The organism is Bifidobacterium choerinum (assembly GCF_002761235.1).
Lineage (GTDB): Bacteria > Actinomycetota > Actinomycetes > Actinomycetales > Bifidobacteriaceae > Bifidobacterium > Bifidobacterium choerinum.
In genome coordinates this window covers 14849-35289 of the sequence record NZ_CP018044.1, presented here as the reverse complement: position 1 = coordinate 35289, position 20441 = coordinate 14849, and the positions used below count along the sequence as shown (strand labels likewise).

The following is a 20441-nucleotide window of genomic DNA, read 5'->3' as shown; positions in this document are numbered from 1 at the left end:
GCTACAGCCTGCGCAGCACAGTGACGACCTTGCCCATGATCTGGGCGTGCGTGCCGTCGATCGGCGAATAGTTCGGGTTGTGGGGGATGAGCCAGATGTGGCCGTGCTCCTGGCGGAAGGTCTTGACGGTCGCCTCGTCGCCGAGCAGGGCGGCGACGATGTCGCCATTCTCGGCGTCCTGCTGCTCGCGGACGACGACGAAGTCGCCGTCGCAGATTGCGGCGTCGATCATCGAATCGCCGTGCACCTCGAGCATGAACAGGTTGCCGGTGCCGGTGAGCCGCACCGGTAGGCGCATGACGTCCTCGACATGCTGCTCGGCCGTGATCGGTGTGCCGGCGGCGATCGCGCCGACGAGCGGCACGTCGCGCGAGGCCAGATAGGCGTCGCCCTCGGGCTGCAGCTCGGCGCCGAAGGAGACCGGCACGTCCTGCGGCCCGATGATCTCGATCGCGCGGCCCTTGTTCGCGTCGCGGCGGATGTAGCCCTTGAGTTCGAGCACCTGCAGCTGATGCTGGACCGACGACGTGCTCTTGAGTCCCGCGGCCTGGCCGATCTCGCGCAGCGAAGGCGCGAATCCCTGACGGGAGATCAGGTCGCGGATCGCGTCGTACACGCGCCGTTGGCGCTCGGTGAGTGGCTCCTGCGGGCCGGCGTTGCCCGTCTGCTCCCGCTGTGGTTCGGTGCTGTGCATGGCATGTCCTTTCGTTGCTAGCCACGATACCGCGAAACGCCGAGGAAATCAAACAGATGTTCGAATCCGGCTTGACGAAATCGAACATCCGTGCGAATATCGAAGCCACGGAGAGAACAGATGTTCGAAAGGTGGCTCGTATGGAGACTCGTGGGATGCGGACGATAGCGACCGGCTGTGACATGGGCCGAAGCTGCGTGGTCCTCGATGTGCCGGCGCCCGAACGGGCGGATCGCATCCGTCTGCGCAGCGGCGAGCACGCCGTCGCGGCGCCGGTGCGCGGCTGGTTCGCGCGCCATATGCGCATGCTCGTCATCGTGCTGCTGGCGTGCGCGACGTCCTTCGCGCTGTGGGGCAGCGGCGCCTGGTCCGGCGGGCGCTCGCCTGCGGCCGCCGGAACGCAGGCGACGGCTTCCGATGCCGCCGATGCCGCCGTCGTGCACTATACGGTGCGCTCCGGCGACACGTTGTGGTCGATCGCGCGTTGGTGCGGCTATGCGAACGCGCAGGACGGCGTGGCCGAACTGATGGCGCTGAACGACCTGGACTCGGCCGCGCTCAGCCCCGGCCAGCACCTCGTCCTGCCGATGGGCATGTGACGATGACCGTCGCGACGATGCGCGCACGGCCATCGAGCTTGGCTGTCCGGGACTTGGAGTTACTCAGGAGCTTGAGGAGGAATTGTCAAAAGTCGGATTCTTGCGTATGGGTGGATTTCCGTAGTATGTCGGATAATCGAAAGGCACTCGGTAGCCTTCGGCGTATAGGGACCAACTGACGTTTGCTCCCACCTTCTTTATGCTGCCGACAAGGTTGCCTGGCATGTTGAGCATTCCCGCATCGACTTTTTCGTCTTCAGTGGCGACTGAATTCCAAATAAGTGATGCGAAAGTCGAACAGTTGTTGTTGACTAATCCCCATGTTGTATGCGCGGTGATGTTCTGATTCACGATGGCGAGATCTTCCTGTCTCAGGGGTCTTTGGATAGAAACAGCATCTCCCCAGCACACGCCGGTGCTCTGCGCGTATCCTTCTGCGTTGTGCCAAAGTCCTGTGAGGGTTTGTGTTGCCCCATGTGCCTACGGTGATGGATTTGCCGTCGGCTACGGTCAATCCTCCTATTTTCAAGGGGGGATCCGTTGTAATTGGTAATGGATATCCAAGCGTGGCCGGCGTTGTTTAATGAGGGGAAACCGCCGTCGCCTAATGCGTAGATCCGCATTAGGCGACGCTCATGGCGGCACATGAAGTTGAGAGCTCTTCAATTGTGCTTTTCTGGTTCTCCGGCAGCTCGATTATTGGTGCAGGAGGTGGATCGATGCTGTCTGAGGTGCTCGTGATGTCACTTGGGAAACTTGTAGGGTTTTCAGTGTGCTCGCGGATGTGGAGGCGCCTACGTCGGATGCGTTGGCGGATACGGGGACGAACGGACTGGCGAGAATTGTCAGGATTACACTATGAAAGTGATAATTTTCTTTTTCATTTCCAGGGTTCTTTCGTGAGTTGGGGCACGGCGGCGACGATTAGGGTGAAAATCGGGTAGAGGGCGAGGCGAATCCATACCATAGCCAGACCTGAGCTCTGCTCGATATGCGAACTGAAGAATCGATAAGCCATGTATGTCTCTACCGCGCCGAAGCTGAGAATGCCTAGAATGGTAATGATCTGTGCAATGGTGAGTATTGAGCCATAATCCGTGTATAGCTGCTCATGTGAAATAGGATGACGCAATCTTCCCTCCCCTTTCGCTTCTTTGCTTTTCTTGATTATATTTTAACCAGCGAGGCTTCTATGTTGCGTGCCGCAAGATGGAGAGCATGTGGCAAAGAATCTCATTCAGAATCTGAGGTCTTTGTAATCCAATCGTCTCTTCGATATGAATGACACAGATTCCGTGATATACGTGTATGATTCGGCGTCGCTGATTAATGTGGAAAACTGCGTATGGACCCGATCTCGACAAGTGTGTGGGGAAGGAGAAACGAAACCTTCATCTCATATCGCATGCAGGAGTCGGCGTGCGCGGCGGCGCGCGGTCGGGCGCAAAGGGAGCGCTTGCCGCTATTGTTGCAGATATGTATTGTCCTTTCTGCCAGAACCCCGATACCAAGGTGATCGACACGCGCATCAGCGACGACGGCCATTCGATCCGGCGACGGCGCGAATGCCCCAAATGCGGGCGCCGCTTCAGCACCGTCGAGACGGCGACGCTGCTCGTGAGGAAACGCTCGGGCAACGTCGAGCAGTTCGACCGCAACAAGGTCGTCGCCGGCGTGCGCAAGGCCTGCCAGGGCCGGCCGATCAACGAGGACGACCTCAAGCAGCTTGGCCAGAAGGTCGAGGAGAGCCTGCGCGCGCAGGGCATCGCCGAAGTGCCGTCCGAACAGGTCGGCAAGGCGATCCTCAAGCCGCTGCGCGAGCTCGACGAGGTGGCGTATCTGCGCTTCGCGAGCGTCTACCAGAACTTCGAGGACCTCAATGACTTCCAGCGCGCGATCGACGATCTGCGCGAGGCGGAGTGACCATGTGCCGGCGACGGTGCACTGATGACGGCGACCGTCCGCCGGGCGACGACCATGCGGCCTCCTTCCGTATGTCTGTGTTTCCTGTATGACAAGCGCGCGTGCGGCGTCCGTCAGTGCTCGAGGACGCGCATGCGGATCGTGCCGGGGATCGCGGCGAGCGCGTCGAGCGCCTGCTCGTCGGGGACCGTCGCGACGTCGGTGACGACGTAGCCGATCTCGCCTTCGGTGCCGAGCGCCTGCGCCGAGATGTTGATGTCCTGTTCGCCGAGCACATGGTTGACGGCGGCGAGGATGCCCGGCAGGTTGTCGTGCAGATGCGCGATGCGTGCCGCGCCCTTGCATGGGCCGGTCGTGATCTGCGGCAGGTTGACCGACAGCATCGTCGACGCCTTCGTCCAGTAGTCCTCGAGACGCTGGGAGACGAACTGGCCGATCGACTCCTGCGCTTCGAGCGTCGAACCGCCGATGTGCGGCGTGAGGATCATGTTGTCCTCGTCGGCGAGCACCGTATGGAACTCATCGCCGCTCTTCTTCGGCTCGGTCTGGAACACGTCGATTGCCGCGCCGGACAGGTGGCCGCAGTCGAGATGGCGCTTGAGCGCATCGAGGTCGACGACGAAGCCGCGCGAGCAGTTGATGAAGATCGCGTCCTGCTTCATGTGCGCGAACTGGTCCTCGCCGAAGAAGCCGACGTTCGTCTTCCTGCCGTCCACATGGATCGTGACGGCGTCGGAGCGTTCGAGCAGCTCGTCGAGCGTCTCGCAGCGTTCGGCGTTGCCGAGGGCGAGCTTCTCCTCGATGTCGTAGAACAGCACGTGCATGCCGAGCGCCTCGGCGAGCACCGACAGCTGCGAGCCGATGTTGCCGTAGCCGATGATGCCGAGCGTCTTGCCGCGCACCTCGTGCGAGCCGGCGGCCGACTTGTCCCACAGGCCGTGCTTCATATGGTGCGTGTGCGCGGGGATGCGGCGCATCAGGCAGATGATGTCGCAGACGACGAGCTCGACGACGGAACGCGTGTTCGAATACGGCGCGTTGAACACGGCGACGCCGGCCTTCGCCGCGGCGGCAAGGTCGACCTGGTTCGTGCCGATGCAGAAGCATCCGATGGCCGTCAGCGTCGGGCGCGCGTCGAGCACGCGCCTCGTCACCGTCGTCTTGGATCGGATGCCGAGCAGGTCGACGCCGTCGAGCGCGTCGATGAGCTCGTCCTCGGAGAGGGCGCCCTTCATCGTCTCGACTTCGAAGCCATGGTCGCGCAGCGCCTGCGCGGCGAGCGGATGGATGTTTTCCAGTAACAGTGCTTTCGGCATGGAATCCACCTTAGAGGTTGAGCAGCGTTTCATCATCGTTTGTCCGTAGTATAAGCAGACGCTGCGTCGGACGCGTCAGCGCGACGTACAGGTCGGCCGCCGCGCTCAGCCGCGACGGCGCCTCCTGGGCGATCGCGCCGGGCTCGACGACGACGACCGCGTCGTATTCGAGGCCCTTGACCGCCTGCGTGCCGACGATGACGACCTCGTCGTCGACGAGACCGGGACGGGCGTCCAGCCCGTCGGCGACGGCGGCGTGCACGGCGTCGGCGATCTCGTCAGGCGTGATGACGGCGACGCGTCCGCTGCCGCCGTCATCGACGAACTCGTCGGCGAGCGCGCGCACCCGTTCGCCGACGGCGCGGTAGAGCGTCTCGCGGTCGGCGAAGGCGGCGCGCTCGACGGCGTCGGGCACCGAGCGGATCGCCTTGACCGTCGAGATGTACAGGCCTTCGCCCTGGGCGAAATCGGACGCGAGGTCGGAGACCTCGCGCGGGTTGCGGTAGTTGATCGTCAGTTCCTTGAGGTCCCAGTTCTTCGGGCCGAACAGCGCGTTCATCGACTTCGTCCAGTCGCGCGTGCCGCCGAGCGCCGAGGTCTGGGCGACGTCGCCGACGATCGTGAACGAGCGCGACGGGCAGCGGCGCATCAGCATCCGCCAGTCCATCGGCGTGAGCTCCTGCGCCTCGTCGACGACGACGTGGCCGTAGGTCCATTCGCGGTCGGCGGCGGCGCGCGTCGCGACGAGCTCGACGTCGTCGGCGCTCATCTCGTCGGCGAGCATTTTCGACGTGACGATGCCCGAGCCGATGCCGGCCTGCGCGAGCGTGTCGCGCGCGTACTGCTCCTCCTCGGCGCGCCGGGCGTCGCGCGCGGCGCGCCGGGCGGCCTCGTGCGGGTCGGGGCCGAGCAGCTCGAGCGCCTCGTCGAGCAGCGGGATGTCCGAACGCGTCAGCGGCGCGCCCGGCTCGCGCGTGAGCATCCGCACCTGCTCGTCGGTCAGCCACGGCGCGAAGCGGCGGATCTGCACCGGCTTCGAGAACATCTGGTCGATCATCCACGCGCCGTTCATCGGCAGCCACGCGAGGTTGAGCGTGACGCGCAGACGGTCGTTCATGCGCAGCTGCGCGAGGATGTCGCCCATCTCGGCGGCGTCGGGCGTGTAGTCGAGCTGTTCGGCGACGCGCGTGCGCATCGCCTCAAGCATCGACGTGACGAAGGTCTCGCGCGCCTTGTTGTGCGGCTGGCGCGTGCGGCGCGCGTCGGCGATCGCCTGTTCGATGTCTCCGGCGCGCATCGTCACGCTGACGCCGTTGACGGTGATCGTCGGCAGCTTCGAGGGCACGCGCTCGCGCGCGGCGACGGCGTTCGCGACCATCTGCGCCATGCGGCGCTGCCCCTTGAGGCGCGCGACGTGCGGCTCGTCCTCGCGTTCGGCGACGACGCCGGGGACGAGCTCGCCGATCGTGCGGCTGACGACGCCGGTCTCGCCCAGCGACGGCAGCACCTGGTCGATGTAGTGCAGGAAGTCCTCGCTCGGGCCGACGACGAGCACGCCGGAACGTTCGAGACGACGGCGGTGCGTGTACAGCAGGTAGGCGGCGCGGTGCAGCGCGACGGCCGTCTTGCCGGTGCCGGGGCCGCCCTGCACGACGAGCGCGCCGCGCATGTCGGCGCGGATGATGCGGTCCTGCTCGGCCTGGATCGTCGCGACGATGTCGGTCATCTTGCCGGTGCGCCGCGAGCCGAGCGAGGCGAGCAGCGCGCCCTCGCCGGTGAGCGTGCCCTGTTCGGAGGCGGCGTTGACGTGTTCGGAGTGCACGTCGAGCACCTCATCCTCGATGCCGACGACGTCGCGGAAGTGCAGCGTGATGTGGCGGCGCATGACGATGTCGCCGTGATGCGACGGCGTCGCCTCGTAGAACGGCCGCGCCGCCTCGGCGCGCCAGTCGGTGAGGATCGGCTCGTGGTCGGCGTCCGACAGGCCGATGCGCCCGATGTAGCGGCGGCGGCCGGCCGTGTCGTCGAGGCGGCCGAAGACGAGGCGGTCCTCGACGGCGCGCAGCTGCGCGAGGCGGTCCTCGTACATCGTCGCGAAGGAGTCGCGTTCGGTGCGCTGCGTCGGCGAGCCGTGCGACCCTGCCGCGCGCACGTCGCTCAGGCGCTTGCGCACCTGCGCGCGCAGGTCGTCGAGACGCCCGTAGGCGCGGTCGACGGCTCCCTGTTCCTCTTCCAGCTGCGATGAATACTGTGACATGCTCTTGTGCGTCCCCTCGATGGAAAGTTAAGCCGTACAAGTGTAGCAAACACGCGCAACAGCGCCGCGTCGACGGGCGCGATGTGCGGATTTCGTGCACGAAACGGGGGCGTGGGTCACGCTCACGGCGTGTTTAGCCGCGCGGTGGGGAGTTTAGGGGAACAGTGGGGTAGAGTGGTGGTCTGAGCAAGTGGTCGGAGTCCGGTCGAGAGCGTGCGGAGGTGAGCGATGACGGATCACACCGACGCGCACCCCACGCACGAGACGACCGACGCGCCGGCCGAGGCGGCCTTCGGGCCGTTCGGCGACGCGCCGCTGCTGCTTGGAACCTACACGCCGAAGATCGATGCCAAAGGAAGGGTCGCGTTGCCTGCGAAAATGCGTACGCAGCTGGGGGAGGGCATGGTGCTCGCGCGCGGTCAGGAACGCTGCGTGACGATTCTGCCACGCCGCGAGTTCCGCCGCATCGCCGCCCGCATCCAGCGCACGTCGATGGGCGATCGCGCCGCGCGCCAGTACCTGCGCATCTTCCTGTCCGGCGCCGTCGACACGCAGATCGACCGGCAGGGACGCATCAGCGTGCCGCCGATGCTGCGCGACTACGCCGGCCTGGGCGAGCGCATCGTCGTCATCGGCGTCGGCACGCGCGCCGAGATCTGGAACGCCGACGCGTGGGACGACTATCTCGCGCAGAACGAACAGGGATACGCCGACATCACCGACGACGTGCTCCCGGACATGGAGTTCTGATGACCGATTTGACCGATTACGCACATATCCACCAGCCGGTGCTGCTGCGCGACTGCGTCGAGCTCGTCTCGCCGGCGCTCGCCGCCCCCGGCTCGATCGCCGTCGACTGCACGCTCGGCCTGGCCGGCCACGCGATCGCGTTCCTCAAGGCGAACCCCGAGGCGCGGCTCATCGGCATCGATCGCGACGCCGAGGCGCTCGCGATGGCGGGCGCGCGCATCGCCTCCGAAGGCCTGGCCGACCGCTTCACGCCGGTGCACGCCGCCTTCGACGCCTTCGACGAGGTCCTCGCGGACATGGACGTCGCCCGGGTCGACGCCGTGTTCATGGACCTGGGCCTGTCGAGCCTGCAGATCGACGAACGCGAGCGCGGCTTCTCCTATTCCCATGACGCGCCGCTCGACATGCGCATGGACGTGACGCAGCCGCTGACGGCGCGCGACGTGCTCGCCGACTACGACGAGCACGCGCTCGCCCATATCTTCAAGGAGTACGGCGAGGAGCGCTTCGCGCGCCAGATCGCGCGCCGCATCGTCGCCGTGCGCGAACGCGGGCCGCTCGAGACCTCGGCGCAGCTCAACGCGCTCGTCGACGCCGTGATCCCGCAGGCGCACCGCGCGAGCGGCAACCCGGCCAAGCGCGTCTTCCAGGCGCTGCGCATCGAGGTCAACGGCGAGCTCGACAAGCTCGCGCGCACGTTGCCGCAGATCGCGAACCGCCTTGCCGTCGGCGGCCGCCTCGTCATCGAGTCGTACCATTCGCTCGAGGACCGCACCGTCAAGACCTTCATGAACCAGGGCCTGCACGCCGACGTCCCCGCCGGCATGCCGGTCGTCCCCGACGACATGCAGCCGTTCTTCAAGGCCGTCACGAAGGGCGCCGTCATGGCCGACGCCGCCGAGCGCGAGCGCAACCCGCGCGCCGCCTCGGTGCGTCTGCGCGGCGTCGAGCTGATCAGGCCGCTGCCCGAACGCTGGCGCCGTCGCTTCGCCGAACAGGCGCGGGGCGACGACGACGTCCGCGACGGCCGCGGACCGCACGGCGCACATGGCGCCCACGGCCGCCGCGGCCACCGCACGAAGGCGAGGGGATGACCATGGGATCGTCAATGCGTTCATCGCGTTCGTCGGCGGCGCCGGCCGGACGCCAGGGCCAGGAGCCGGCTGTCGGCCATGTCCGGAAGCGCCCGCAGCTGCACGTCGTCGAGAACCGCCGCGCCTCGTCGTCGAAGGTCAGCCGTGGCATGCAGCGGCTGCTCGACTGGACGCGCACGCGCCGCTCGCCGGCCGTGCACATCGTCGTCGCCGTGCTGTTCCTCGGCGCGTGCCTGCTCGGCGCGCTGCTGCTGCGCACGCAGATGAGCTCGAACTCCTTCGAGGCCTCCACGATCGAGCAGCACATCACGATGCTGCAGCAGGACGTCGAGGAGGACCAGACGAAGCTCTCGCAGCTCGAGGCCACATTGCCCGAGCGCGCGCAGAAGATGAAGATGGTCCCCGCGCAAGGCTCGCTGTCGATCGACCTTGAAGGCTACACCCCGTCACAGGAAGGCACCCACTAAGCCATGATGCATCCCATCCGTTCGTTCAAGGCGCTCGCGAAGCCGATGCGCAGCGCCGTCATCCTCGGCGTCGTGCTCGCGTTGCTCGCCTCGGCGTGCCTCGTGCAGCTCGGCGTGCTCCAGCTCGTCGAGGGCGCGCGCACCGCGCAGGCGGCCACGCGCGCACGCACCGTGCAGGTCACGCTCGGCGCCAAGCGCGGCAGGATCATGGACGCCAACGGCGTCGTGCTCGCGCAGAGCGTCGAACGCTACACGATCGTCGGCAACCCGGAAGCCGCGCAGGACTTCACGCCGCTCGACTGCACGCCGCGTACGAAGGACTACTGCCAGCAGCTCGACGGCAAGCCGCTCAAGACGACCGGCGTCGCCGCCGTCGCGCAGCTGCTCGCGCCGCTGCTCGACATGAGCGCCGCCGAGATCGGCGGCAAGCTCGCCGGCACCGGCCAATACGCGGTGCTCAAGAAGGACGTGACGCCCGAGGTCAGGCGCAAGATCGCCGCGCTGCATCTGGGCGGCATCGTCTACGGCGAGCTGAGCTCCGAACGCGTCTACTCGAACGGCTCGCTGCTCGGCGTCTTCCTCGGCGGCGTCGACGACGAGGGAAAGGGCGTCGCCGGCGTCGAACAGCTCGAGGACAAGGCGCTCACCGGCACCGACGGCTACGAGATCTACCAGCAGGGCAACGGCGGCGAGCAGATCCCCGGCACGATGACCGAATCGAAGCCCGCCGTCGACGGCGCCGACGTGCAGCTGACGATCGACCGCGACGTGCAGTGGCGCGTCGAGCAGATCCTCAGGCAGAGCAAGGAGAAGTACAAGGCCGGATGGGGCATCGCCGTCGTGCAGAACGTGCGCAACGGGCAGATCGTCGCGCTCGCCGACACCGACGACGTCAAGGCCGGCAGCGACGAGGCGAAGCTCAGCGTCGCGCGTTCGGTCAACGAGACCTTCGAACCCGGCTCGATCGGCAAGGTGTTCACGATGTCCGGCGTCATCCAGGAGGGCCTGCACACGATGGGCGACCGGTTCACGGTGCCCGGCACGCTCACGCTCGACGGACAGAAGTACAAGGACTCCTTCGAGCACGGCGACGAGCGGTGGACGATGGCCGGCATCCTCGAGCAGTCGTCGAACATCGGCACGATCCTCGCCTCCGAGAACCTCAGCGACGACAAGCGCTACGACTACCTGCGCCGCTTCGGCATCGGACAGCCGACCGGGCTGGGGCTGCCGGGCGAGTCGCAGGGCCTGCTCGCGCAGGCCTCGCAGTGGGACGGCCGCACGCGCAACACCGTATTGTTCGGTCAGGGCTACACCGTCAACGCGCTGCAGCTGACGAACGCCGTGGGTGTCATCGCGAACAACGGCGTCAGGAAGCCGCAGTCGATCATCAAATCGGTCACCGGCGCCGACGGCAGGACGCGCGGGAGCGAGACCGGCGAGTCGACGCGCGTCATCGACGAGGCGGTCTCCAAGCAGGTGCTCAACGCGATGGAATCGGTCTCCGAGCACTACGCGTCGCAAGGCTTCGCCGGCGTCGACGGCTACCGCGTCGCCTCGAAGTCCGGCACCGCCGAGGTCGCCGGCGCCGACGGCAGGCTCTCGTCGCTGATCAGCGACTACGCGGGCATCATCCCGGCCGACGACCCGCGCTTCGTCATCACCGTCATCCTCAAGGACCCGCAGGGCGCCTACGGCGGCCTGACGGCGGGCCCGGTCTTCGCCGAGATCGGCAAGTTCCTGATGCAGAAGTACGAGGTGCCGAACTCGCAGCCGCGCAAGGACGCCATCCCGGTGGAATGGTGAGCGCGCGGGATACGGGTAGGCACAAGAAAAGGAAGCAACGATGAGCGCAATCAACGAAACGACGTCCCAGCGCCTGACGCTCGGCATGCTGCAGGACCGCTACGGCTACGAGCTCGTGCCGGACTTCGCGCGCGACGTGACCGTCACGTCGCTCGCCAACGACGTCGACTCGGTCACGCCGGGCGCGCTGTACATGCCCGGCATCCGCATCGACAAGGGCCGGATCGCGCTCGCCGTGCGCCGCGGCGCCTACGCCGTCATGCTGCCGACGTCGATGCGCAACGCCGTCGACGACCCGCAGGTGCCGGTGCTGTTCGCCGACCCGTCGCCGCGCCAGATCGGCGAGCTCGCCGCCTCGATCGCCGGCAGGCCGTCCGAGTCGATCGCCGTCTTCGCAATCGCCGGCAGCGATGTCGACCGCGTGCGCGAGGACGTCGACGTGCTCGCGCAGTTCCTGCACATGCTCGGCAACCCGGTCGGCACCGTGTGCGAAGGCGACTCGCAGTCGCTCGAACGCTTCCTCGACCTGAGCTACCCGGTCGACGCCTTCGCGATGCAGCGCGTCTTCTCGGTGTGCGTCGAGGACGGCGCCGCCGCGATCATCCTCGCGCTCAACGCCCGCACGATCGCCCCCGGCGCGCTCGAATCGGTCGGCGTCGACGTGCTCGGCTACGACGACGCCGGCGGCCACGTCGACGAGATGATCGTGCACGCGGGCGAGCAGTACGGCTGCACGCTCGACGCGAACACGCATCTGGCGCAGCGCGACGCGGAGACCGACGCGATGGCCGAGCAGGCCGACTTCGGCGACGGCCATGCGCGCGCGCTGTCGCTCGCGATCGCGATGACGCTCGCTGCCGGCGTGCGCAAGACGAACATCCGCAACGCGCTGCGCGTGTCCAAGGAGCTGCGCTGAGCGCCGCGGGAAGAGACCCACCAGGGACGGAAGACGAAACAGGACATAAGGAGAGACACACGATGATGAGGATGATGCTGGCCCAGGCGGCCCGGACGGTCGACGGCCGCCTGATCAACGCGGACGACGCGACGGCCGAACGGGTCGTGGCCGACGTCGTCACCGATTCGAGGAAGGTACGCGCCGGCTCGCTGTTCGTCGCGATCGCCGGCGAGCACGTCGACGGCCATGATTTTGTCAGCTCGATCGGCGAACAGGGCGCGCTCGGCGCGATCGTCGACCACGAGATCACGGACGCGCTGTGTCCGCAGATCGTCGTCAAGGACACCGTCGAGGCGCTCGGACTGCTCGCCAAGGCCAATCTGCGGCTGCGCCGCGAAAGCCGTGAGCCGTTCACCGTCGTCGGCATCACCGGATCGGTCGGTAAGACGACGACGAAGGACCTGCTCAAGGCGCTGCTGTCGACGCTCGGGCCGACCGTCGCGCCGGTCGGCTCGTTCAACAACGAGATCGGACTGCCGCTGACGGCGCTCGAGGTCGGCGACGGCACGCGCTATCTGATCGCCGAGATGGGTGCGAACCATCTGGGCGAGATCGCGCATCTGACGACGATCGCGCCGCCGGACGTCGCCGTCGTGCTCAAGGTCGGCGTCGCCCACCTCGGCGAGTTCGGCTCGGTCGAGCACATCGCGCAGGCGAAGAGCGAGATCGTGCGCGGCCTGCTCGACGACGGCGTCAGCGTGCTCAACGCCGACGACCCGCGCGTCGCCGCGATGAGCCCGATCGCGCCCGGCAGAGTCGTCTGGTTCGGCCTCGAACACGCGCAGGCGCACGACGAGGACGGCTACGTTGCCGCCGACGACGTCACGCTCGACGATCTGGGACGTCCGGTGTTCACGATCGTCGACGACGGCGGCGTCGAACAGCGCGTCACGCTCGGCATCGGCGGCGCGCACAACGTCATGAACGCGCTCGCCGCGGCCGCCGTCGCGCGCCTCGAGGGGATGCCGCTCGAACGGATCGCCGACGTGCTCTCCCACGTCACGTCCGTCAGCCCGCACCGCATGGCCGTGAGCGAGGTCGAACGCGACGGCGAGCGCTTCACGCTCATCGACGACTCGTTCAACGCGAACCCCGACTCGATGCGCGCCGGACTCGACGGCCTCGCCGCATGGCGTGCCAAGGAGGACGCGCAGCCGTTCCGCGTCGCCGTGCTCGGCGCGATGCTCGAGCTCGGCGCCGACGAGGCGCGCGCGCACCACGATGTCGGCGCCTACGCGGCGAAGGCCGGCGCCGACGCCGTCGTCGCGGTCGGCGCGGCCGGCGACGAGCATCTCAACGCATTGGCGCAGGCAATCGCCGACGGCGCGCGCGAGGCGTTCGGCGACGGCGATGCGAACCCCGTCGCCGCCGTCACGAACACCGACGACGCCGACGAGGCGGTGCGCCGATTCAACGCCGCGCACGCCGACATGGTCGTGCTGCTCAAAGGCTCCCACGCCTCCGGACTGAGCGCGCTCGCGACGCGCTGGACTGGCGGCGCGCAGTGAGGCCACGCAACCCACGGCAACCACGCAACCGAATGGAGAACCTCAGGTGATCGCACTCATCATTGGCATCTTGGTCTCGCTGATCGTGACGATGGTCGGCACGCCGCTGCTCATCCGCATCGTGCACAGGCTCAACTACGGGCAGTACATCCGCCAGGACGGCCCGCAGTCGCATCTCGTCAAGCGCGGCACGCCGACGCTCGGCGGCGTCGTCATCGTGCTCGCCGTGCTGCTCGGCTGGGGCGCGAGCGCGCTGTACCGCTACTGCTGCCACGGCGTCGTGCCGTCCTGGTCGGCCGTCCTCGCATTGTTCGCGATGGCGTCGATGGGCCTGCTCGGCTTCATCGACGACTTCGCGAAGGTGCGCAAGAAGCAGAACGAGGGTCTGACCGTCGGCGGCAAGTTCCTCGGCCAGATCATCTTCGCGACGTTGTTCGCCGTGCTTGCGCTCGTATTGCCGACGAAGTCCGGGTTCCCGAGCGCGCAGGCCGGCATGAGCTTCATCGAGAAGCCCTTCGTCAGCTTCGACTTCGCGGGCCGCGCGCTCGCGATCATCCTCTTCGTCATCTGGGTCAACTTCCTGATGGCCGCGTGGACGAACGCCGTCAACCTCTCCGACGGCCTCGACGGCCTGTGCGCGGGCTCGTCGATGGTCGCCTTCGTCGGCTATGCGATCATCGCGATCTGGGAGAGCTACCATCTGGCCGGCGCCGGCCACTCCGGCTTCGCCTACGCCGTCTCCGACCCGCTTGACCTGGCGATCATCGCCTGCTGCGCGGCGATGGCGTGCCTCGGCTTCCTGTGGTACAACTGCAATCCGGCGTCGATCTTCATGGGCGACACCGGCTCGCTCGCGCTCGGCGGCCTGTTCGCGGCGCTGTCGATCGAGACGCACACCGAGTTCCTCGCGATCATCATCGGCGGCCTGTTCGTCATCGAGGCGATGAGCGACGTCATCCAAGTCGGCTACTTCAAGGCGACCGGCAGGCGCGTGTTCAAGATGGCGCCGATCCACCACCACTTCGAACTCGAGGGATGGACCGAAAGCAAGGTCGTCGTGCGCTTCTGGATGGTCGAGCTCATGTTCGTCATGGTCGGCCTCGTCATCTTCTACGGCGACTGGGTGGCCCGCTCGGGCCTGTGGCACGCCTGACGGCGGCCACGCGCGTCCGCACGCCGCCGGCGGGCGCGCGCCATCACCGGCGGCATGCATGCGCGACGCGGACCCGGGACGATCCGTGCCACGGGACGGAAGGACAGCAACAATGGAACTCGATCTTGAACATATGACGGTGGTGGTGGCCGGACTCGGCATCTCCGGACGCAGCATCGTGGACATCCTGCGCCCGCGCGCCAAGGAGGTCATCGGCGTCGACGAGCACAAGGAGGACGCCGACCTCAACTCCTTCGACGACATCCCGTGGGACCGCGTCGACCTCGTCTGCACGTCTCCGGTGTTCAACCCGCGCACGCCGTTCATCCTCGAGGCGCGCCGCCGCGGCATTCCGGTCATCAGCGAGGTCGAGCTCGCCTGGCTCATGCGCGTGGACAACGCGCGCACCGGCCTCCCCGCGCCGTGGATCGGCATCACCGGCACGAACGGCAAGACGAGCACGACCGAGATGACCTCGGCGATGCTCACCGCATGCGGTCTGACGGCGCCGGCCGTCGGCAACATCGGCAAGGCCGTCTCGCATGCCGCGCTCGACCCGGACAACGACGTGCTGTGCGTCGAACTGAGCTCGTTCCAGCTGCACTTCACGTATTCGCTCGCGCTCGCCGGCGCCGCGATCACGAACATCGCCGCCGACCACCTTGACTGGCACGGCGGCATCGAGGCCTACGCCGAGGACAAGTCGAAGGTCTTCGACGGCGCGCGCCGCGTCATCGCCTACAACGCGCAGGACGAACGCGTCAGCGAACTGGCGCGCGAGGCGAAGACGGCCGAAGGATGCGTCGCCGTCGGCTTCACGCTCGCCGAACCGGTCGCCGGCCAGATCGGCGTCAAGGACGGCTGGATCGTCGACATGGCCGGCGTCACCGGCATGCCGGTCGGCGTCGAGCACCGCCTCGCCGCGCTCGCCGACTTCCCGCACCTGATGGAGCCGGACGGCACGCTCTACCCGCATCTGGTCGCCGACGCGCTCACCGCGCTCATCCTCGTGACGGCGATGGACGTCGACGTCGACGTCGCACTCGACGCGCTCAAGCGCTTCAGGCCCGGCGGCCACCGCATCGAGGAGGTCGCCCGGCTGACGCTGCCCGACGGCTCCGCGATCCGCTTCGTCGACGATTCGAAGGCGACGAACGCGCATGCGGCGCGCGCCTCGCTGAGCAGCTTCGCGCCGGGCAGCGTCGTGTGGATCGCCGGCGGCCTGGCGAAGGGCGGTCGTTTCGAACAGCTCGTCGCCGACATGCGCGACCGGCTCAGGGGAGCCGTCGTCATCGGCGTTGACCAGCGGCCGATGCTCGACGCGCTGCGCATAAACGCGCCCGACCTGCCGGTCGCCGTCATCGACCCGAAGGATGCCGACGACGTCATGGCGCACGCCGTCACGGCAGCCGCGTCGATGGCGCAGGGCGGCGACGTCGTGCTGCTCGCGCCCGCCTGCGCGTCGATGGACCAGTTCCGCTCCTACGCGCAACGCGGCGACCGTTTCGCCGACGAGGCACGGCGGTGGGTGAGCGAGTATGGCCGAGACTGAACGCAAGCGGCGCAAGCCGCGCACGACGTCGTCGAACGGCGCGATCGAGGCGCCGCGCCGGCAGTACGCGGTACGCAAACGCTCGCAGGCCACGGCGCGCGACGGCGGCGTGCAGCCGCGCCGCGCCACATCGGGCAAGAACAGGGACGAGTCGCTCGACTTCGCCCAGTACCGCGGCTGGCGCATGTTCCTCAACCCGCTGTGGTGCTACCACGGCTTCTTCGCGAGCGTGCTCGCGCTGACGTTCTTCGGCCTTGTCATGGTGTTCTCGAGCTCGTCGGTCACGATGGTCGCCGCCGGCGCCTCGCCGTGGGCGCAGTTCGTCAGCCAGATGGTCTTCGCGCTCATCGGCTTCGTGTTCATGGCCATAGGCCGGTTCCTGCCGCTGAGAGTCTTCGAGACGCCCAGGTTCATGTATGGGCTGTACGGGGTCTGCATGGTGATGCAGCTGCTCACGTTCTCGCCGTTCGGCGTCGAGGTGTACGGCAACCGCGGATGGATCAAGCTCGGCCCGATCCAGCTGCAGCCGGCCGAATCGCTCAAGCTCATGCTGTGCATCGTGCTGCCGCTCGCGCTGCAGCGCGTGCGGGCCATCCACCGCAGGAGCGGCAGGCAGCCGACGCTGAAGGACTACCTGCTGCCGCTCGCGTTGTTCGTCGCCGCCGTCGGCCTCGTCATCTGCGGCAAGGACCTCGGCACCTGCATGATCCTCGTGTTCATCGGCCTCGTCGCCTTCGCGACGAGCGACTTCCCGAAGAAATGGCTCGTCGCCGGCGGCCTCGTCGCGCTCGCGTTCATCACCGTGTTCGTCGTGACGAGCTCCAACCGCATGAACCGCATCCTCGCAACCTACCGCGGCTGCGAGGACGGCGCGCAGACCGTGTGCTACCAGTCGACGCACGCGCGCTACGCGATCGCCTCCGGCGGCATGTTCGGCGTCGGCATCGGCAACTCGCGCGAGAAATGGAACTATCTGCCGGCCGCGCACAACGACTTCATCTACGCGATCATCTGCGAGGAGCTCGGCTTCGTCGGCGGCCTGCTCGTGCTGCTGCTGTTCGTCGTCATCGGCTGGTGCATGCTCGTCGTGGCCGTGAAGACGCCGAACAGGTTCGCGTCGTCGCTCATCATGTGCATGACGATCTGGATCGTCGGCCAGGCATTGGTCAACATCGCCGTCGTGCTCGGCCTGCTGCCGGTCATGGGACTGCCGATGCCCTTCGTCTCGGCGGGCGGCACGTCGCTGATCATGTGCCTGGCGGCGGCCGGCGTGTGCATGAACGCGATGCGCAGCCAGCCGCAGATCCGCGCCGAGCGGGCGAAGGCCTGAGCTCGGGCGCGTCGACTACAGTGAAGGCATGAACGAAGGCAGGAACGAAGGCAATATGAGCAGCACGAAGAGCGCGGCGACGCCGCATCGCATCATCCTCGCCGGCGGCGGCACCGCCGGCCATGTCAACCCGTTGCTGGCGGTCGCCGACGCGATCCGCCGCAGGGAGCCGGACGCGGACATCATCGCGCTCGGCACCGAGAAAGGCCTCGAGGCCGACCTCGTGCCGGCCGCCGGCTACCGTCTCGCGACGATCGAGAAGGTGCCGTTCCCGCGCCGACCCGGCGCGTACATGTTCCAGTTCCCGGCGAAATGGCGCCGCGAGACGGCGAAGGTCAGGGAACTCATCGGCACGCAGGGCTCGCAGGTCGTCGTCGGCTTCGGCGGTTACGCGTCGGCGCCGGCGTACGCGGCCGCGCACAAGCTCGGCGTCCCCATCGTCATCCACGAGCAGAACGCGCGCGCCGGCATGGCGAACAAGCTCGGCTCGCGCTGGGCGCAGTTCATCGGCACCGCCTACGACGGCACCGGACTCAAGCCGGCGAAGGACGGCAGCGTCGAACGCGTCGGCCTGCCGCTGCGCCCGGCGATCGCCGCGCTCGCCGAACAGCTGCGGCACGACCGCGCCGGTGCCCGCGAATGCAACGCGCGCGAGCTCGGCCTCGACCCCGAGCGCCCCGTCATCGTCGTCACCGGCGGCTCGCTCGGCGCGGCGAACCTCAACCGCGCCGTCGCCGGCACCGCCGGCACGCTCGTGCGGCACGCGCAGATCGTCCACCTGACCGGCAAAGGCAAGATCGACGAGGTGCGCGACCGCGTCGTGCAGTCGGCCGGTGCGCAGGTGCTCACCGGACTCGGCGAGGACTCGCAGCCGGGACGCGACTACCACGTCGCGCAGTACCTCGAACGGATCGACAAGGCCTTCGCCTGCGCCGACCTCGTCATCTGCCGCTCCGGCGCGGGCACGGTGAGCGAGCTGACGGCGCTCGGACTGCCCGCCGTCTACGTGCCGCTGCCGATCGGCAACGGCGAACAGCGCTTCAACGCGAAACCGGTCGTCGACGCCGGCGGCGGCCTGCTCGTCGACGATCACGACTTCACGACGACATGGGTCGAGGAGCACATCCCGGCGCTGCTCGCCGACCCGGCGACGCTGCGCGGCTACGGCGAGCGCGCATGGCGCTACGGCATCCGCGACGCCGCCGATCGCATGGCGAGCCATATCCTCGACATCGCCGACGTGCAGGCCGACGCCGCATAGGCACCCGCACGGCATCATCCGCATCGCACGACACGGCATCATCCATCACAACGAATAGGAGCGTGTTTCCCAGTGAACGAACAGACCCCGCAGACCCCGCAGCCTATCGACCTCGACCCGACGGCCGCGCGTTTCGCGCCGACGGAGCAGGTGGCCGACCTCGGACGGACGCATTTCATCGGCATCGGCGGCGCCGGCATGTCCGTCCTCGCCGAGATGCTGCACCAGCAGGGCGTCGACGTCGACGGTTCGGACATGCAGCAGGGCGCGAAGACCGAGCGTCTCGCCGCGCTCGGCATCCCGGTGCGCATCGGCCAGCAGGCGGATAACGTGCGCGACGCGCAGGTCGTCGTCTACTCGAGCGCGATCAAGGCGGATAACCCGGAGATCGTCGCCGCCGCCGCGCAAGGTTCGCGGATCGTGCACCGCAGCGACATCCTCGCGCTGCTCATGCACGGCCGCCGCGCCGTCACTGTCGCCGGCGCGCACGGCAAGACGACGACGAGCTCGATGCTCGCGCACATCCTCACGCACGCCGGCGACGGCGCGCTCGCCGACCCGAGCTACGCGATCGGCGGATCGATCCAGGGACCCGACGGCACGACGATCGACGGCGGCCACGCCGGCGAAGGCGACGTGCTCGTCGCCGAAGCCGACGAATCCGACGGCAGCTTCGCGAAGTACACGCCGCAGATCGCGATCGTCACGAACGCCGAACCCGACCATCTCGACCACTACGGCGACGCCGACACCTACCGCGCCGCCTTCGTCGACCACCTCGGACACGCGCGCGGCGCGATCGTCGTGTGCACCGACGACGCGAGCGCGCTCGCCGTGCTCCGCCGGCTCGACGCGACGAGCGCGGCGCATGCGATCGCCTACGGCACGACGCCGCGTGAGGACGTCGGCGAACTCAACGGCGCACGCTACGTGCACATCGCCGCCGAACGCGAGCATGCCGGCGACGGCGCCGAAAGCTTCATACTCGAGATGCCGGCGAGCGTCGCCGAAGGACGGACGGACGCCGCCGGCGACGACGGGACGGTTGTGCGGGTGCCGGTGACGCTCGCCGTGCCGGGACTGCACAACGCGAGGAACGCGACGGCGGCGATCGTCGCCGCGACGCTGCTTGGCATGGACCCGCACGTCGCCGCGCAGGCCGTCTCGACCTTCCGCGGCGCCGCACGCCGCTTCCAGATCCGCGCGACGGCGAACGGCGTGACCGTCGTCGACGACTATGCGCACCATCCGACCGAGATCGGCGCGCTGCTCGACGCGGCGCGCCGACGCTACCCGGGCGCGACGATCCATGTGCTCTTCCAGCCGCATCTGTTCTCCCGCACGAAGTTCTTCGCGAGGGAGTTCGCCGACGCGCTCGCCAAGGCGGACGACGTCATCGTCACCGGCGTGTTCCCGGCGCGCGAGAAGCAGCAGGACTTCCCGGACGTGGACGCGTCGACGATCGCCGACGAGGCCGGCGACGATGCGTCGATCGACGTCGAGGAACGTATGGAGACGGCGGCGCAGATGATCGCGATGCGCGCGAAGCCCGGCGACGTGATCTTCACGGTCGGCGCCGGCGACGTCACGAAGATGGCGCCGGTCATCGCGCATGTGCTCGAGGCGCACGCCGGCAAGGACGACTGATGGCCGGGCGCAGCGTCAGATCATCGGGTGCGGCCGGCTCGCGCGGCGGCGGCAAGAACGTCGGCGGGGGCGCCGGCGGCGGCACACGCAGGAAGGCGTCGGGCGGCGGCGCCGGCGAGCCGCGCA

At 67.9% G+C, this 20441-nt stretch carries 17 protein-coding genes; 13 read left to right on the top strand and 4 right to left on the bottom strand.

The window, feature by feature from the left end; translation table 11 throughout:
* Position 1 precedes the first annotated feature (1 nt).
* Positions 2–694, bottom strand: coding sequence for a transcriptional repressor LexA (gene lexA / locus BcFMB_RS00185; RefSeq protein ID WP_024540642.1), 693 nt, complete (start codon positions 692–694; stop codon positions 2–4).
* A gap of 56 nt (positions 695–750) precedes the next feature.
* Between lexA and BcFMB_RS00180 the strand changes: the two genes are divergently transcribed.
* Positions 751–1293 carry a LysM peptidoglycan-binding domain-containing protein gene (locus BcFMB_RS00180; protein WP_099720698.1) on the top strand — a complete coding sequence of 181 codons (543 nt, stop codon included), beginning with the start codon at positions 751–753 and terminating at the stop codon, positions 1291–1293.
* Between the two features lie 63 nt (positions 1294–1356).
* Here BcFMB_RS00180 and BcFMB_RS09435 read toward each other — a convergent pair whose 3' ends face one another.
* Positions 1357–1644 (bottom strand): hypothetical protein, encoded by a 288-nt coding sequence (locus tag BcFMB_RS09435; protein ID WP_152595895.1) that lies wholly within the window; start codon positions 1642–1644, stop codon positions 1357–1359.
* 1125 nt (positions 1645–2769) lie between these two features.
* Here BcFMB_RS09435 and nrdR point away from each other — a divergent pair.
* The gene (gene nrdR, locus BcFMB_RS00170; protein WP_024540639.1) at positions 2770–3216 is read left to right on the top strand and encodes a transcriptional regulator NrdR; all 447 of its coding nucleotides are present in this window, start codon (positions 2770–2772) and stop codon (positions 3214–3216) included.
* 113 nt (positions 3217–3329) lie between these two features.
* Here nrdR and serA read toward each other — a convergent pair whose 3' ends face one another.
* Together serA and BcFMB_RS00160 are read right to left on the bottom strand one after the other, a co-directional pair.
* Complete coding sequence (serA, locus tag BcFMB_RS00165; protein ID WP_024540638.1) at positions 3330–4532, bottom strand: phosphoglycerate dehydrogenase; 1203 nt, start codon at positions 4530–4532, stop codon at positions 3330–3332.
* 10 nt (positions 4533–4542) lie between these two features.
* Positions 4543–6789, bottom strand: a complete 2247-nt coding sequence (locus BcFMB_RS00160; protein WP_099720696.1) for a HelD family protein — start codon at positions 6787–6789, stop codon at positions 4543–4545.
* 228 nt (positions 6790–7017) lie between these two features.
* Here BcFMB_RS00160 and mraZ point away from each other — a divergent pair, with 228 nt between their 5' ends.
* The 11 genes from mraZ (at position 7018) to murC (ending at position 20315) form a co-directional block, all read left to right on the top strand.
* Complete coding sequence (gene mraZ, locus BcFMB_RS00155) at positions 7018–7539, top strand: division/cell wall cluster transcriptional repressor MraZ (RefSeq protein ID WP_024540636.1); 522 nt, start codon at positions 7018–7020, stop codon at positions 7537–7539.
* A gap of 8 nt (positions 7540–7547) precedes the next feature.
* Positions 7548–8633 (top strand): 16S rRNA (cytosine(1402)-N(4))-methyltransferase RsmH, encoded by a 1086-nt coding sequence (rsmH, locus tag BcFMB_RS00150; RefSeq protein WP_099721653.1) that lies wholly within the window; start codon positions 7548–7550, stop codon positions 8631–8633.
* 2 nt (positions 8634–8635) lie between these two features.
* Entirely contained in the window at positions 8636–9100 is a 465-nt protein-coding gene (gene ftsL, locus BcFMB_RS00145) for a cell division protein FtsL (protein ID WP_024540634.1), read from the top strand.
* Between the two features lie 6 nt (positions 9101–9106).
* Positions 9107–10906, top strand: a complete 1800-nt coding sequence (locus BcFMB_RS00140) for a peptidoglycan D,D-transpeptidase FtsI family protein (protein ID WP_099721652.1) — start codon at positions 9107–9109, stop codon at positions 10904–10906.
* 40 nt (positions 10907–10946) lie between these two features.
* Entirely contained in the window at positions 10947–11822 is an 876-nt protein-coding gene (locus BcFMB_RS00135; protein ID WP_099720695.1) for a UDP-N-acetylmuramyl peptide synthase, read from the top strand.
* Positions 11823–11884: 62 nt separating this feature from the next.
* Positions 11885–13372 (top strand): UDP-N-acetylmuramoyl-tripeptide--D-alanyl-D-alanine ligase, encoded by a 1488-nt coding sequence (locus BcFMB_RS00130; RefSeq protein ID WP_099720694.1) that lies wholly within the window; start codon positions 11885–11887, stop codon positions 13370–13372.
* Between the two features lie 46 nt (positions 13373–13418).
* The gene (mraY, locus tag BcFMB_RS00125) at positions 13419–14525 is read left to right on the top strand and encodes a phospho-N-acetylmuramoyl-pentapeptide-transferase (protein WP_024540630.1); all 1107 of its coding nucleotides are present in this window, start codon (positions 13419–13421) and stop codon (positions 14523–14525) included.
* A gap of 112 nt (positions 14526–14637) precedes the next feature.
* Positions 14638–16077, top strand: a complete 1440-nt coding sequence (gene murD, locus BcFMB_RS00120; protein WP_099720693.1) for a UDP-N-acetylmuramoyl-L-alanine--D-glutamate ligase — start codon at positions 14638–14640, stop codon at positions 16075–16077.
* A gap of 184 nt (positions 16078–16261) precedes the next feature.
* The gene (locus tag BcFMB_RS00115) at positions 16262–17407 is read left to right on the top strand and encodes an FtsW/RodA/SpoVE family cell cycle protein (RefSeq protein ID WP_081707924.1); all 1146 of its coding nucleotides are present in this window, start codon (positions 16262–16264) and stop codon (positions 17405–17407) included.
* A gap of 55 nt (positions 17408–17462) precedes the next feature.
* A complete protein-coding gene (murG, locus tag BcFMB_RS00110; RefSeq protein WP_024540627.1) occupies positions 17463–18668 on the top strand; it encodes an undecaprenyldiphospho-muramoylpentapeptide beta-N-acetylglucosaminyltransferase in 1206 nt (401 codons plus the stop codon).
* A gap of 72 nt (positions 18669–18740) precedes the next feature.
* Entirely contained in the window at positions 18741–20315 is a 1575-nt protein-coding gene (murC, locus tag BcFMB_RS00105) for a UDP-N-acetylmuramate--L-alanine ligase (RefSeq protein WP_099720692.1), read from the top strand.
* Positions 20316–20441 lie beyond the last annotated feature (126 nt).

Bases quoted from the DNA above. Each gene is read 5' to 3' on its own strand.
- BcFMB_RS00140 (WP_099721652.1), top strand. From the start codon at position 9,107: ATGCATCCCATCCGTTCGTTCAAGGCGCTCGCGAAGCCGATGCGCAGC.
- serA (WP_024540638.1), bottom strand. From the start codon at position 4,532: ATGCCGAAAGCACTGTTACTGGAAAACATCCATCCGCTCGCCGCGCAG.
- lexA (WP_024540642.1), bottom strand. From the start codon at position 694: ATGCACAGCACCGAACCACAGCGGGAGCAGACGGGCAACGCCGGCCCG.
- nrdR (WP_024540639.1), top strand. From the start codon at position 2,770: ATGTATTGTCCTTTCTGCCAGAACCCCGATACCAAGGTGATCGACACG.
- mraZ (WP_024540636.1), top strand. From the start codon at position 7,018: ATGACGGATCACACCGACGCGCACCCCACGCACGAGACGACCGACGCG.
- murD (WP_099720693.1), top strand. From the start codon at position 14,638: ATGGAACTCGATCTTGAACATATGACGGTGGTGGTGGCCGGACTCGGC.
- BcFMB_RS00130 (WP_099720694.1), top strand. From the start codon at position 11,885: ATGATGAGGATGATGCTGGCCCAGGCGGCCCGGACGGTCGACGGCCGC.
- ftsL (WP_024540634.1), top strand. From the start codon at position 8,636: ATGGGATCGTCAATGCGTTCATCGCGTTCGTCGGCGGCGCCGGCCGGA.
- BcFMB_RS00180 (WP_099720698.1), top strand. From the start codon at position 751: ATGTTCGAATCCGGCTTGACGAAATCGAACATCCGTGCGAATATCGAA.
- murG (WP_024540627.1), top strand. From the start codon at position 17,463: ATGAGCAGCACGAAGAGCGCGGCGACGCCGCATCGCATCATCCTCGCC.
- BcFMB_RS00160 (WP_099720696.1), bottom strand. From the start codon at position 6,789: ATGTCACAGTATTCATCGCAGCTGGAAGAGGAACAGGGAGCCGTCGAC.
- BcFMB_RS00115 (WP_081707924.1), top strand. From the start codon at position 16,262: ATGTTCCTCAACCCGCTGTGGTGCTACCACGGCTTCTTCGCGAGCGTG.
- BcFMB_RS00135 (WP_099720695.1), top strand. From the start codon at position 10,947: ATGAGCGCAATCAACGAAACGACGTCCCAGCGCCTGACGCTCGGCATG.